Raw genomic sequence first — 13545 nt, 5'->3', positions numbered from 1 at the left:
GGCCCCGCCACACAGCAGGAACGCCTGCAGCGGCTCGTTCTGCTCGGCGGCATCGACGTGGAGGCCGGGTGGATCTCCTGGCTCTCCCGCGCCGTCGAGGAGCTGTCCGGGGAGTCACCGGAGAAGGGCGCATCGGGCGCGGGTTCCTGACGCTGCCGGGCCGCCCCTCGACGCCGACGTCGCCGCACGCGCCGTACAGGCGTTGGAACTCCCCGACCCGAAGCCCGCCCCGAGCGAGGCCGTGCACGAGGCCCTCGTGGTCGACGACGGCCGCACACGTGGCCGTGCGTACCGACGCACCGCTCGACACCGGAGCGCTGGACTCGGCGCCCGTGCTGAGGTCGGTCAACCCCCTGTTCCGGGGCTGAACAGCGGTCGGCCCCGGGACTCCTGCCCCGGGGCCGACCAGCGCCTCGCTCACGGACGCAGGGCCCGGACGACCTCGTCCGCGGCCCGCCGCCCGGAGGCCACGGCGCCGTCGAAGTAGCCGTTCCACTCCGTGGCGGTCTCGGTGCCCGCCCAGTGCAGGGCCGCGACCGGTGTGCGCAGGACGGACCCGAACGTCGTGCCCGCGCCGGTGGTCAGGTGGCCGGAGAAGCACCCGCGGGTCCACTCCTGTGCGAGCCAGTCGTACTCGATGAAGTCCTCCGGACTCAGGGCCTGCGCGCCGAAGAGCTCCGCCAGCCGTTCCAGCACCGCCGCCCGCCGGGAAGCCGCGTCGTGGCGGCGCAGTTCCACGGCCTCGTCACCGTAGGTGAACGCTGTCAGCACCGCCCTGGGCGCGCCGGGCGGGGTGTTGTCGACGGTCTCGGTGAGCAGCCCACCCGCGGAGGTGGAGATGCCCGAGAACCCCGCATCACGCCAGAACGGTTCCGCGTACACTGCGTGGACCTTGAGCGCCGTGCCCGTGGGAACCCTCTGCAGGGCACCGTCCTTGAGCGGGGGGAGAGGCGGGTCGTAGCGCAGCCGCCCCGCAAGCACCGGCGGGACAGCGACCACGACCCGGTCGGCACGATAGGCGTGCTCGGTGGTCTCCACCCGGGCACCGTCGTCGGAGTACTCGATGCGCAGGACCGGCTCGTTCAGGCGCAGCACCCCCTCGGGGAGATCGGCCCCCATCCGGTCGGCGATGACCTGGGCCCCGCCGACCACCCGGCTCTCCTGCGCTCCGCCCTCGTACCCGAGCAACGACTGCACACCGCCGGCGCTGACCAGGTAGAACAGGGTTTCCAGAACCGAGGTCTCAGTAGGGGAACCCGCCAGGAGCCCACCGGAGATCACCCGCGCCACGTACCGGGTGGCCACGTCCGAACGCCCGGTGGCGTCGAGCCAGGACGCGAACGTCATTCGATCCCACTGCCGCGCCTCCTCTGCCTCCCACGGGCTTTCCGGGGGAACTCGGTGGCACATCGCGTCCAGGGAACCGAGGAGTTCGGTGACCTCCGGGAGCAGGTCCTCGCGGCGGTCGCCGTCGAAGTCGTTGACGGGAGCGCCGTGCGCGGGAGTGGGGTAGATCTCCACTCCGTAGCGCTGCACGAGTTCGTTGATGCGCATCTGGGTGGGGCCGATCCACTGCCCACCCAGATCCAGTTGGGTGCCGTCGTCCAGGTAGCGCGTGAGTGCGCGTCCACCCACCCGCGGGCGGGCCTCGAGCAGTTGGACCGACAGGCCGGCGTCGGCCAGTGCGTGAGCGGCGCTGAGGCCGGCGAACCCTGCGCCGACCACGACGACGTCGTGGTGTTCGTACCGTCCGACCACTGTTACCCCCAAAGACGTGCGGAACGCGGCCTCACGGCCGGGTCTCCAGGGCGCCGATCCTCCCGCGCGAACATCCGCCTCCCGGTCGCCACACGCTGACCGGAAGAAGGAATGACCTCCATATATGCCCGTTATTAACCGATATCCGGGAGAGCCCGTTCCCGGCGCACGCCGAGCCCGGTTGTCCGGCGCAGGTGCGCCTCGTGGCCGGACCGGACCGAATCCTCGTCCTCCCAGTGCCACAGCCGCACCACCGACCGGCCGACCCAGAACAGTCCGCGGGCGACCATCGCGAACCCGGCGGCCGGCGCGAATCGCAGGTCGGCGAAGAGGATCACCATCAGCCCCGCCACACCACCGACCGCAGTCACCCGAGTGAGGGGGACACTGTCGCGCACACCCCACAATTGCCGTCCGACCGTGCTGACCTGTCCGTCCACGTCCCCTCCTCACCTGCCCGGAACTCCGCCGGGAACCGTTCCCGCCCCTCGGAACGGGTCGCCGGCCCTCACACCCATCGCGGCGAGCCGCTGCAGGTGCGCCTGGTGGCTGAATCGGTCCCGCAACACCTCCCACGCCTGTTCCACCTGGTGACGGCTGCGGTGGGGGTCGGCCACGAGCCAGTCGACGGCCTCACCCACACGCCCCGGGGGCGCATAGACGGCGGCCGAGCCGAAGAGCTCCTCGAACTTGGGCGGGAGCACCGTCGGCACCCCGGCAGCCATCGCCTCCAAGGGAGCACGGCCGAACGCCTCCAGCAGGTCCGAGGAGGTCTGGTAGACGTACACGTCCAGATCACGCAGGAACTCGGGGATCGGCATCGAGTCGTAGCGGTAGGTGACCCAACCCTCGGGCAGGCCGCCGAGCATCCGCCGCGGCACGGACGTCCCGCCCAGCACGTGGACCTCGCGCCCCTCCCCCGCGGGGTAGGCCGACATCAACAGCTCGGGCGTCTCCGGCCACTTGGACTCGTGGTCGCGCGAGTGACGTCCGATCCGCACCGCCCCGTCCGGCTCGCGCCCGCCCTCCCGGCGCCATTCGTCCAGGTCGATGATGTTGGTCCAGTCGTGGTCGGACAGGCGCACGGGACCGAGCTCGTCGCCGTGGTGCTCCAGGAGCGCGCGACGCACGAACGGGCTGATCGGGCACCACTCGTGATCGCCGATCCAGTCCTGGAGCACGCGGTGGGTCCCGGCGACGTCCCAGACCACCTCACCGGGGCCGTCGTCCCCGTAGTACCGGCAGGGGGTCTGGTTCACGATGAGCTTCGTGGCTCGGGGTGTGACGTGTGTGAGGTCCTTGCGCAGGCTCTCGATGCTCCGCGGGTGGCGCACGATCATCAGGTCGCAGGTCACCCGCTCGCCCGGGCGCACGTACCGCACACAGTCGCCGTCCACGAACCGGTTGAACTTGGAGTTGACCGGCCTGCCCGGTTTCTGGTTGTCGAACGGGTGGTGCAGCAGGCCCGTGCGCAACCCTCCCGCCACTTGGGCCGCCACCTCCTGGAGGTTGCTGCCCGTCGTCCCGCCCAGGTTGCAGAAGTCCGAGACCAAAAGGACGTCGACGTGGACGGGGCCGTCCGGCAGCGGCTCGGGGTGCACGGAGAGCCCTGGGGGCCGGGGGTCGGAGAGCAGGGCGGCGTGGCGCAGCGCTCCCGCGCGGTCGGTCTCACCGACCGACGCGTGCCGGTCAGCGGCCGCCGACAGCGCCGCTGCACGGGACTCCGGGGTGCGGGTCGGATCGGCGGAGAACTCTCGTAGTTCTGCCAGCGCGGTCGTGGAGAACCCGCCCCACAGGTGTCGGCGCATCCGATCGACCGCCTGTTGGTCGGCTCTGCCGCGGCCGCTGGCGGAACCGGACGTGGCCGCCGCGTGTTCCTCCCGGCGCAGCACGGCCANGAACAGGCTGGCCGCGGCGAGCGCGGGTCTCCCGCCGACGAGTACGACCAGCAGGGTCACACACACGGCGGACACGGCGAAAGCCGTCCGCATCGAGACGTGGCGGCGTATCCGCCGCCGGAGGTCGGCGAGCAGCGCTCGCGGATTCGGGGTCATCGTCGTCTCCCATCGAAGCATCGCGGCCGGACCACACGGTTCCTCACACAGGGCGCACAGCGCGGACCCCCACGTCGCCGAGCCGTCGCAGGTGCGCGTCGTAGCTGAACCGGTCCCGGACCACCTGTCGGGCGCGTTCGACACAGCGCGCGTGGTGTTCCCGATCGGTCATGAGCAGGTCGACCTCGGCCCCCACGCCCGAGGGTTCGGTGTAGATGCCGGCGTCACCGAAGAGCGGTTTGAACTGCCGGGGCAACACGGTCGGCAGACCGGCCGCCATCGCCTCCAGGGGCGATCGCCCGAAGGCCTCCACGTAGTCGGTGGAGGTGAAGTACACGTACACGTCGAGGTCGTGCAGGAAGTCCCGCGCCGGGACGCTGTCGAACGGGTGCACCGTCCAGTGGTCGGGCAACCCGCCGAGCAGGCGTTCCGGGCTCTCCGCACCGCCCAGTACCCGGTACTCGTAACCCTCGGCGGACGGGTAGGCGGCCTCCAGGAGCTCGCGGGTCTCGGGCCACTTGGACACGTGGTCGCGCGAATGCCGACCGATGCGCACCGTTCCGTCGAAGGGACGCGGCTCGGGGCGCGCCCACTCGTCCATGTCGATGATGTTGACCCAGTCCCAGGACGCGAGCGGCATGTCCGGGAGCTCGCCCAGGTGGTGGGCCACGAGCGCGTCTCGCACCGCCGGTCCGATCGGGTACCAAGTGTGCGGCCCGAAACGCTCCCGCAGGTTGCGGTGGACACGGGCGGTGTCCCAGATCTCCTCGCCGGCACCGTCCACTCCGTAGTACCGGTACGGGGGCTGGTTGATGATCAGCGCGGTGTGGGCTGCCTCCACCTCCGGGAGATCGTCGGCGATGACGTCGCAGACCTTCGGATGCCGGAAGATCAACAGGTCGCAGGTGATCCGGTCGCTCCAGTGCACGAGTTGGACGCGGTCCCCGTCCACCAGACGCAGGATCTTGGGGCTGATGGGCTTCCGGCGGTTCCATTCGGTGACGGGGTGGTGCAGCAGCCCCGTCCTCAGCCCGGCGCGGGTCTGCGCCTCGATCTCCTGCGCGTTGCTGCCCGTCGTCCCCCCGGGAAGACCGAAGTGCGAGACCATCAGCACGTCGAAGTGCAGGGTCTCCCCGCGATCACCCAGCACCGACCTCACCCGCTCGGAGCTCGGCGGTGACGAGTCGGTCAGCAGGGCCGAACGCCGGGCCTGCCGCGCGCGGTCCGCGTGGCCGGCGTGCTCATACCAGGCACCCAGGTCGTCGAGGGCGCGCGAGCGCCGTTCGAGCCCGTGGACGGCGTCGAGGGCGTACTCGCGCAGCCCCTCGCCCGCGGCCCCCGACTCCCCCTTCCACAGGCGGTGCTCCAGCTCGCGCAGGCGGTTCTCCGATTCCTGTTCCCTGCGGCGCTCCTCAGCACGGTGCCGGCGGCCGTGCTCCCGCACCCTGCGTTCGCGGCGCAGCGCGGCCAGTTCGGTGCCGAGCAGCCAGATCCCCGCGGCGGGGAAGAGGAATGCGGTCACCATGGCAACGGGTGTCGGAGCGACGAGGACGACAACGAGGGCCGCGGCCGCCACCGCCAGGAGCAATGCCTTCCTGGGGACCCTCCGGCGCAATCGAAGCGTTCGACGTCGGAGCCCGTCCGCCCATGTCAGAGCCATACTGTGACGCCCCCCATCATGGGTTACTGCCTTGAGTAATCGAACAAAAACCCACAGTAACCACTCGGGGCACAAAATTCACGATGACGGCACGGTGCCCGGAGCGGACACAAAAAAGCCGCCCCCGGCAGTGCCGGGGGCGGCTTGGTGGCGGTGGAGGAGGGATTCGAACCCTCGAAGGGTTGCCCCTTACCCGCTTTCGAGGCGGGCGCCATCGGCCACTAGGCGACTCCACCGAGAGGAACTCTACAGGATCCTGCGCCGTGCGAAAAATCGGGAGAGCAGACCGGAGCACTCGGCCGTCACGTCTTCCCCCACGAGGTCGGGCGGCAGCACCTCCGGCCGATGGTTCTGGCGGGGATCACGCACCGCGTCCCACACCGATCCGGCAGCCCCTGCCTTCTCGTCGCGCGCCCCGTAGACCAACCGGTCCACACGCGAGAGCACGGTCGCCCCCGCGCACATCGTGCAGGGCTCCAACGTCACGACCAGGGTGCACCCCGACAGACGCCACTCGCCCCGCACACGCGCCGCATCCCGCAACGCCAGGACCTCCGCGTGGGCCGTGGGATCGCCCGTCGCCTCGCGCTCGTTGCGACCGGTACCCAGGACCGCGCCGTCCGCACCCAGCACCACCGCGCCCACGGGGACGTCACCCGTCTCCAGCGCACGCTCACCTTCCAGCAGGGCCAGGCGCAAGGCGGCGTCGACGAGGTCCCGGTCCATCGCCTCAGAGCCTCATACCGTCCAGCAGGTCGGCGAACCCGGCCCGCTCGGCGACCACGGCCAACACATCGCTGGGCAGCACACCGCCGCCCGAAGCCAGGTCCCGCAGCTCGTCCTCGGTCACGCCGAGATCGGTGAGGAGGTCTCCGTCACCGTCGGGGACCGGGTTGGGACGCGAACCGGCGCTCTCGGACGGCGGCGGCGCACCCAGCCCGCCTGCCTCCGACAACACCGAGGCAACGGGATGATCGTGCACCACACGGGCATCGGAAAGATAGATCCGGGGTTCCTCTCCGCCGTCCTCGGCCCGGACGATCGCGAACCACTCGTCGTCGGCCTCAACCAGGAGGAGGGCCTCGTCACCGCCGCGGTCGACCGCGAAGTCGACCATGAGATCGGTGATGTCGTCGATCACGTCCGCTTCGTCGAGCTCGACCTCGGTACCCCGCCACACCTTCCCGTCCGGGGCGAAGATGGCTGCGAAGGTCGACACCGCGTGCACTCCTGTTCTGCCGGGGTGAACTCCAGGACTCCCTTACCCCATCCCATCAAGGACACGCTGGAAGGACTGGGCGAATCCCAACCGCTCGGCGACACTCGCCAAGACCTCGTCGGGGTACAGGTCGAGGTCGCCCGCAAGGGCGCCCAGCTCCATCTCGTCCAGGCCGAGATCGGCCACGATCGACAGGTCGCCCGCGGGCAGGACCTGGTCGAGGTCGTCGTCGTCGGGGACGTCGATCCCGAGTTCGTCCAGGACGTCGCGGGCCATCTCCCAGTCGACCGAGGCGGTCACGTCGGAGAGGAAGAGGGAGGTCTCCTCACCGTAGACCCGCACGATGATGAAGAAGTCGTCGCCGATCGAGACCAGACCGAGCGAGCCGCTGATGCTGGGTTGCTGACGCAGGGCGTGGATGAGCCCCTTGAGGTCCTGGGTGAGGGCGACAGGGAGCAGATCGACGTCCCAGTACTCCTCTTCCCTGTAGGCGACGGCGGCGAAATCGCCCGAATCGTCGTCACCATGATCGAGTACTGTCATCGCCACCCCAACCCGGCCGGTGCATCGGTGCGGACGACGGAACCCCGGATCGCCCCTGCGACAGCCATGGTAACGATCACCCCGCGCCTCCTGTCGTCCTTGTCCACAATCAGTGCTCGGCGGCGCCCGAACAGGGGTGGGCTCGTGCGCCCGCCCCCGTCCACAGGCCACCACCGGACCCGAAGGGTAAGGGGCGCGCGCTGCTGTCTGCCAGGGGGTGCGGACGATCGGTACGGGAGTGGTGCGACGCATGTGACCTCCGCGCTGCGACGGCGCGGACGGACCTCGCGTTTAGACTCGGGCACGCCCATTTCTCCCCAGCCACCGTCCCGTCAGCCCAGCTCAACCGGAGAATGCCTTGGAAACCCTGGTCGTCGACCACCCGTTGGTGGCGCACAAGCTGACCACCCTGCGCGACGTGCGGACCGACTCCCCGACCTTCCGGCGCCTCACCGACGAGCTGGTCACCCTGCTCGCCTACGAGGCCACCCGCGACGTACGAGTGAGCGAGGTCACCCTCGATACCCCGCTTACACGGGCGACCGGAACCCAGCTCACCCGCCCCACTCCCCTCGTCGTCCCGATCCTGCGCGCCGGCCTGGGCATGCTCGACGGCATGACCCGTCTACTGCCGACCGCCGAGGTCGGCTTCCTCGGCATGGCCCGCAACGAGGAGACTCTCCAGCCGGCCACCTACGCCGACCGCCTCCCTCAGGACCTGTCGGGCCGCCAGATCTACGTGCTCGACCCGATGCTGGCCACCGGCGGCACCCTCGCCGCGGCCCTGCAGCTGCTGGTCGAGCGCGGGGCCGACCACATCACCGCCCTCTGCCTGCTGGCCGCCCCCGAGGGCCTGACCGCCGTCGAGCAGCAGCTCGAGGAATCGCTCGACCCCGATCACGGAGCCACCCTGCGTGTGGTCNCTACATCGTCCCGGGCCTGGGCGACGCAGGCGACCGCCTGTACGGCTGCCACTGAGCCGACGGCCCCTCCTCGCTCCGAGCGCCCAGCGGTCACCCGTTGGGCGCTTTTTCGGTCCATTTTTCGGGCGCGTGAATGAAGGCCCGAAAGACGGGTAATGGCACACTGGTAACGTGCATCGACCCAGGTCGAAGCAGCGGGTCAACCAGACCGCAACCCCCTGCTGCATTAGCCGAATTCGATTCGAGATGGGAACGTAACAGACACGAGTGATCATGGTTGAGAACCGCCCTTAACAGGGCAAACCCGCCGGACCGAAAAGAACCCCACACAGCGCGTAGCCGAACCTCCTCCCCCGGGACCGACCGCACTTCGCAGCGGACGTTCAAGCAACCCTCCATGGGCTACGCACGGCCCCGAAGCGCATACGGTGCGCAACAAACCCCACAAGAGCCCCAAGGAGTGAGATGCCGGAGAACCCCTCCCCTTCGACGCCCCACATCTCCCGCGACTCGCATTTCGCCCCGGTGGTCCACCGGCTGGAATCGGAGTTCAACGGTGTGCACCACACGGCGACGGTGACCAGGTGCGTGAACGCCGCCCATCACGGAGCCCAGGACGTCACCGGGAACGCCACGCCCGAGCTGGTGGAACGCATCGCCCGCCAGCATCTGCAGGTTCTGGCCCTGGCCCTCAACGAACAGCGCTGACCTGCGCACACGGGTTACGGACCCTCTTTCACAGGGTTACCAGCAGCACCGGAAAAGGACAGTTTCGGCAAGCGTCGAACGTCCGACATAACGCCACGCCGATGGTGTAGCACTGGCTTTACGGGCACCATGGTCGGTGGAACAATCTCTGCTGGGCCAGTGGGCAGGTGGATTCCAAGGGGAGTCAGACGTGGCGAAGTTGAAGAAATGGGGCGGATACGCGCTCATCGCCTTTGTGGCGTTCTATCTGCTCACGCAGCCGGAGAGCGCCGCCGGGGTGATCCAGAGCGGCCTCGACGCGCTCATGGGCGGCGCGGAAGCGATGTCCCGCTTCGTCAACGCGCTGCTTCCTTAGGGCTGGTCGGCCGGCATGCGCCTCGTAGCGTCGAGTAACAGCGCACCTGCCTCGGTCAACCGCTACCTGCTCCCCCATGAGCAGGACGTGGTGACCATCCGCAGGCATCCTGCCGTGCTCATCGGGCCCATCAGCGTAGTGCTCGCCGCCCTGATCGTGGCCGGGATCCTCAGCAACACGGCGATCGCCGACAGCACGGCGAGCTTGGCCATCATCTGGTGGCTGTGGCTGCTGATCCTGGTGTGGTTCGTGTGGCGGGTGGCCGAGTGGTCGGTGGACTACTTCGTCATCACCTCGGCGAGGCTCCTGCTCACCACGGGCCTCATCACCCGGCAGGTGAACATGATGCCGCTCGGCAAGGTCACCGACATGCGCTTCGAGCGCACCCTGGTCGGCCGCTTCCTCGGCTACGGGACGTTCGTGATGGAGTCGGCCGGTCAGGACCAGGCTCTCAGCAAGATCAACTTCATCCCGTACCCGGAACAGCTCTACCTGGAGGTCGTGGGGCTCATCTTCAAGGAGTGAGGCCTTCCTCCACGCACGAGAGCGATGACGAGAGCACCCGCTGCGGCGGGTGCTCTCGTCGTTTCCGCACCGGTCGCACGGGTTCGCTCCTCGTTCACCTTCCGTTCACTTTGACTCGGATCCACCCGTGGAATCCCGGCTCTCACCGCCCGGGCGATTGACTCCAAGGTGAACGAAGGGTTAACTTAGATCATCTGACACGGAAACGAGAGGGGTCATCATGGCGCGCCGGACCGAACGTGCACCTCAGCCCACTCGCTCCCACTCCCGGCGAAGCACGCGCTCAGCCGCCACGACCCGCCGACTCTCCGGCCTGGGCAGCGGCCCCGCAGCCGTCCCGCAGCCCCGCGAGGACGCCGACCGCATCAGCTCAGGGCACCCGATCATGCACTGGGTCCTCGTGACCGACGAGAACGGGCGCACCCGCCCCGAGGCCCGCTGGTTCTGACACCCCCGCGGCCCGCACGGCGCTTCACCCGACAGCGGCCCACCACTCGCACAGGCCCCCGCCCGAACCGGGCGGGGGCCTGACGCGTATGTACAGACAGCGCTCCCGCATCGTTTTGTCGACAAATCAGCCCGTCGATTAATCGGGTTCCGGCTGTCTGAATACAGCCACCCGACCGCACAGCGACAGTGATCCTGCTCTCACGGGTCCGCCGGCATCCGGGCCGCGCGGGACACCTCGCGCAGAACTCGGCAGGAGGGGCTCCATCCGGCCCCGCACTTGCGGCCGCATTCGGTGTCCGAAACCTGCCCGGCCGCTCCCGCGCGGGCACGGCACGCTCCGGACCGCACCCGGAGGACACCGGCCGGCCCAGCCCGGAAATCCGGCCGCGAGGATCCACCGAGCACCGGCGGGAGCTCCTACATCCTGAGGCGCTCGTCGTGGCGCCATGTCGACGTAGCTCTTTGTCGACTTTTTGGTTCACACAAAAATCGACTTGTGGACGGACCGATATAACCGCAGGTGGTCCTGTGGTTACGGTGCTTCAGAGACCTGATGCCGTGGCGACACGTCGCTCCATCAGCCCGGCGCCATGTCGACAAAGCGGCTGTAGTGCCCCTGGAAGGCGACGGTGACGTCCGCGGTCGGACCGTTGCGGTGCTTGGCCACGATGATGTCCGCCTCGCCCGCGCGCGGTGACTCCTTGTCGTGCACGTCCTCGCGGTACAGCAGGATCACCATGTCGGCGTCCTGCTCGATGCTGCCCGATTCGCGAAGATCCGACACTTGTGGGCGTTTGTCGGTGCGTTGTTCAGGACCACGGTTGAGCTGTGAGAGTGCCACGACCGGAACCTCCAGCTCCTTGGCGAGGAGCTTGAGGGAACGCGACATCTCCGAGACCTCCTGCTGCCGGCTCTCCACCCGGCCGGAGGCGCTCATGAGCTGGAGGTAGTCGACGACGATGAGCTTGAGGTCGTGCTGCTGCTTGAGACGGCGCGCCTTGGCACGGATCTCCATCATCGACATGTTCGGGGAGTCGTCGATGAACAGGGGCGCGTTGGCCACCTCTCCCATGCGTCTGGCCAGCCGGGTCCAGTCGTCGTCGGTCATCAGACCGGACCGCATCGTGTGCAGCGGAACCCGCGCTTCGGCCGAGAGCAAGCGCATGACGATCTCGTTCCGCCCCATCTCCAGGCTGAAGAAGACCGAGGTCATGTCGTTCTTGATGGACGCCGCCCGAGCAAAGTCCAGGGCCAGTGTCGAGTTGTGCGTCGGAACCATCGACCGCGTCACGAGGAACAGGCGATCGGGGTGGTCCACCTGAATGCAACGGACCGGAACGCTCTGCACCGGCCGTACCTCGCGGATGAACCTGGATCCGGTCCGTGCGTACGAACTCCCTTCACCACGGACCCGATGTGCACGCTGTTTCGGCTCGATACCGAAGACCCCGGCCGTGGACCCGAAGGTGATCGTGTAGCAGGTCGAGGTGTGCTCGTTCCTTCCCTGCACGCTCTCGGTGGACATTCCGGTCCGGTGACCGAGGCTGTGTGCGAGTTCCCGGAAATCCTCGGCCAAGCGCCGGTCGCAGACGGCGAACTGGACGGATCCACTGGCGTTCACCGCCCCGCCAGTGTCCAGCAGCCCCGCGAGCAGGGCTCGTCGCTGGCCCTCAGAGGCCCGTAGGTACTGCTGAGGGATGTGCTTGTTCCCCAGCACCCCGAGCCCTCTGAGCAGGGCCTGCATACTCCCGTGATCCGTGATGCAGTCCCCGCACCGGGAGTAGCGCGCGAAACAGGGGTCACCGCAGTCGCACGCTGCGTGTGGGACCGGATCGGACCCGAAACCGGCCTTGCCCTCACAGGACTGACCACAACTGCGCACGTGCGGCAGCGCGGGCACGAACTTTCCGCACACGACGCAGGAACGCGGGGCGATCTCCCCCTGCTCCTCCGGCAGGAAGACGCCGTATGCGTGTCCGTCGGTGCCCACCGGTTTGGCCACCAGACCGGTGGCCTCGATATTGGTGATCACCTCGGGATCGACATCGGTGATCAGCGCCGCGGCAGAGTGTTCGCCACCGAGCCATGCCCCGAGTACGTAGGGAGGCACCGGAAGGTCCTGTTCAGGGAGCTGCAGAGGCCCAGTGCTCTCCACCGAGTGTTTGAGGGGGCGGTCTGCGGTCTCCAACCTCTGGGTACGGGCGATCTCCCGTGTCGTGCGGACCTCGGGGAGAGCTCGGGGTTCTCCGCCATCGGCCGCTCGCTCCTCCTGCGCAGCACGTCGCGACGCACGGGTGCGGGTCAGCCACAAGTGCTCCGCATCAGCGGTCACCACCGTGCCGTCGTCGAAGACGACCTCGTAGCACTCACGATCCGTCATCACCTCGGACGTGGCCACCACTTCGGTCGGACTCCCGTCCGAGGCCAGTACACGGTCCCCGGTCTGCACCTGGCCCATGGTCGTCCACCCGTCAGGGGTGGGCACTGGTGTGTCGAGTGCGAGTGCCTTGCCCACGGCCGGGCGGGCGGCGATGATCACCATCTGCCCGGGGTGGAGGCCGTTGGTGAGGGCGTCGAAGTCGGCGAAGCCTGTGGGGACACCGGTGAGGCTGCCGTCGTGGGCGCCGATCGCCTCGATCTCGTCGAGGGCGCCGGGCATGATGTCGGCGAGGGCGAGGTAATCCTCGCCGGTGTGCTTCTCTGCGACCCGGTAGATCTCGGCCTGGGCGTGGTCGACGAGGTCGTCGACCTCGCCGTCTCCGGTGTAGCCGATCTGCGCGATGCGGGTGCCCACCTCCACGAGGCGGCGCAGGATCGCCCGGTCGGAGACGATCTTGGCGTAGTAGCCGGCGTTGGCGGCGGTGGGGATCGCCTCGGTGAGGGTGTGCAGATAGGGGGCACCGCCCACCCGGGTGACCTCGCCGCGTTTGGTGAGCTCGGCGTTGACGGAGATGGCGTCGACGGGCTCACCACGGGAGAACAGGTCCACGACCGCGTCGTAGACGATCTGGTGTGCGGGCCGGTAGAAGTCGGCGGACCGGATGATCTCCACGACCTGCGTGATGGCGTCCTTCGACAGGAGCATGCCGCCCAGGACGCTCTGCTCCGCCTGGATGTCGTGGGGAGGGGTGCGCTCGTATCCGCGTTCCTCGGGTGGTTCCTCGGCGACGCTCACGGACTACTCCCCCAGAGACGATGACGACCTCTCCAGCATGCCCCATCCGGAGGTCCTCCCGGACCCCGGGACGAGCCTGTGGACAACCGCCTCCACCACCATGTCCCGGACTGCGTGGGACGTTGTGCACACAGGTTGTGCACATCACCTGTGGATAACTTTGCGAAGCCCCACT

General features: G+C 68.7%; 13 protein-coding genes, 1 tRNA gene and 1 pseudogene. 6 read left to right on the top strand and 9 right to left on the bottom strand.

The window, feature by feature from the left end; genetic code table 11:
* Positions 1-24: 24 nt before the first annotated feature.
* Positions 25-150, top strand: coding sequence for a hypothetical protein (locus tag D474_RS33385; protein WP_275040794.1), 126 nt, complete (start codon positions 25-27; stop codon positions 148-150).
* Between the two features lie 267 nt (positions 151-417).
* Here D474_RS33385 and D474_RS0114225 read toward each other — a convergent pair whose 3' ends face one another.
* The 8 genes from D474_RS0114225 to D474_RS0114190 form a co-directional block, all read right to left on the bottom strand.
* Positions 418-1758, bottom strand: a complete 1341-nt coding sequence (locus D474_RS0114225; protein WP_017614225.1) for a flavin monoamine oxidase family protein — start codon at positions 1756-1758, stop codon at positions 418-420.
* A 134-nt stretch (positions 1759-1892) separates the two neighbouring features.
* Positions 1893-2198 (bottom strand): hypothetical protein, encoded by a 306-nt coding sequence (locus tag D474_RS0114220; RefSeq protein ID WP_017614224.1) that lies wholly within the window; start codon positions 2196-2198, stop codon positions 1893-1895.
* A gap of 9 nt (positions 2199-2207) precedes the next feature.
* Positions 2208-2579 (bottom strand): glycosyltransferase, encoded by a 372-nt coding sequence (locus D474_RS34425; RefSeq protein WP_449289354.1) that lies wholly within the window; start codon positions 2577-2579, stop codon positions 2208-2210.
* 1276 nt (positions 2580-3855) lie between these two features.
* Positions 3856-5337: a hypothetical protein gene (locus D474_RS0114210; RefSeq protein ID WP_239647074.1), complete on the bottom strand. Its 1482-nt coding sequence runs from the start codon at positions 5335-5337 to the stop codon at positions 3856-3858.
* Positions 5338-5620: 283 nt separating this feature from the next.
* Positions 5621-5708 (bottom strand) — tRNA-Ser (locus D474_RS0114205).
* A 10-nt stretch (positions 5709-5718) separates the two neighbouring features.
* Positions 5719-6198, bottom strand: coding sequence for a nucleoside deaminase (locus tag D474_RS0114200; RefSeq protein WP_017614221.1), 480 nt, complete (start codon positions 6196-6198; stop codon positions 5719-5721).
* Between the two features lie 4 nt (positions 6199-6202).
* Positions 6203-6691 carry a tRNA adenosine deaminase-associated protein gene (locus D474_RS0114195; protein ID WP_017614220.1) on the bottom strand — a complete coding sequence of 163 codons (489 nt, stop codon included), beginning with the start codon at positions 6689-6691 and terminating at the stop codon, positions 6203-6205.
* 42 nt (positions 6692-6733) lie between these two features.
* The gene (locus tag D474_RS0114190) at positions 6734-7234 is read right to left on the bottom strand and encodes a tRNA adenosine deaminase-associated protein (RefSeq protein ID WP_017614219.1); all 501 of its coding nucleotides are present in this window, start codon (positions 7232-7234) and stop codon (positions 6734-6736) included.
* A 358-nt stretch (positions 7235-7592) separates the two neighbouring features.
* On the opposite strand from D474_RS0114190, the pseudogene upp reads away from it, so the two are divergent.
* The 5 genes and pseudogenes from upp to D474_RS0114165 all read left to right on the top strand — a co-directional run bounded on the left by upp (position 7593) and on the right by D474_RS0114165 (position 10193).
* Positions 7593-8212 (top strand): annotated as a pseudogene (gene upp, locus D474_RS28770) (uracil phosphoribosyltransferase).
* Positions 8213-8622: 410 nt separating this feature from the next.
* A complete protein-coding gene (locus tag D474_RS0114180; RefSeq protein ID WP_017614218.1) occupies positions 8623-8865 on the top strand; it encodes a hypothetical protein in 243 nt (80 codons plus the stop codon).
* A gap of 190 nt (positions 8866-9055) precedes the next feature.
* Positions 9056-9220, top strand: a complete 165-nt coding sequence (locus D474_RS32720; protein ID WP_017614217.1) for a hypothetical protein — start codon at positions 9056-9058, stop codon at positions 9218-9220.
* A 15-nt stretch (positions 9221-9235) separates the two neighbouring features.
* The gene (locus D474_RS0114170) at positions 9236-9745 is read left to right on the top strand and encodes a PH domain-containing protein (protein WP_026118481.1); all 510 of its coding nucleotides are present in this window, start codon (positions 9236-9238) and stop codon (positions 9743-9745) included.
* A gap of 220 nt (positions 9746-9965) precedes the next feature.
* Positions 9966-10193 (top strand): hypothetical protein, encoded by a 228-nt coding sequence (locus tag D474_RS0114165; protein WP_017614215.1) that lies wholly within the window; start codon positions 9966-9968, stop codon positions 10191-10193.
* Positions 10194-10772: 579 nt separating this feature from the next.
* Here the strand turns inward: D474_RS0114165 and dnaB are convergent.
* Complete coding sequence (gene dnaB, locus D474_RS0114160) at positions 10773-13370, bottom strand: replicative DNA helicase (protein WP_017614214.1); 2598 nt, start codon at positions 13368-13370, stop codon at positions 10773-10775.
* Positions 13371-13545: the final 175 nt, after the last annotated feature.

The organism is Nocardiopsis salina YIM 90010 (genome assembly GCF_000341025.1).
Lineage (GTDB): Bacteria > Actinomycetota > Actinomycetes > Streptosporangiales > Streptosporangiaceae > Nocardiopsis > Nocardiopsis salina.
Note: the sequence above shows the minus strand (reverse complement) of the source record. Positions and strands in the feature narration are given on the sequence as shown.

Excerpts from the sequence above, each read along its gene's own strand:
- D474_RS34425 (WP_449289354.1), bottom strand. The coding sequence starts at position 2,579 with ATGCCGATCCCCGAGTTCCTGCGTGATCTGGACGTGTACGTCTACCAG.
- D474_RS0114210 (WP_239647074.1), bottom strand. The coding sequence starts at position 5,337 with ATGGTGACCGCATTCCTCTTCCCCGCCGCGGGGATCTGGCTGCTCGGC.
- D474_RS0114200 (WP_017614221.1), bottom strand. The coding sequence starts at position 6,198 with ATGGACCGGGACCTCGTCGACGCCGCCTTGCGCCTGGCCCTGCTGGAA.
- D474_RS0114190 (WP_017614219.1), bottom strand. The coding sequence starts at position 7,234 with ATGACAGTACTCGATCATGGTGACGACGATTCGGGCGATTTCGCCGCC.
- D474_RS0114180 (WP_017614218.1), top strand. The coding sequence starts at position 8,623 with ATGCCGGAGAACCCCTCCCCTTCGACGCCCCACATCTCCCGCGACTCG.
- D474_RS0114170 (WP_026118481.1), top strand. The coding sequence starts at position 9,236 with ATGCGCCTCGTAGCGTCGAGTAACAGCGCACCTGCCTCGGTCAACCGC.
- D474_RS0114165 (WP_017614215.1), top strand. The coding sequence starts at position 9,966 with ATGGCGCGCCGGACCGAACGTGCACCTCAGCCCACTCGCTCCCACTCC.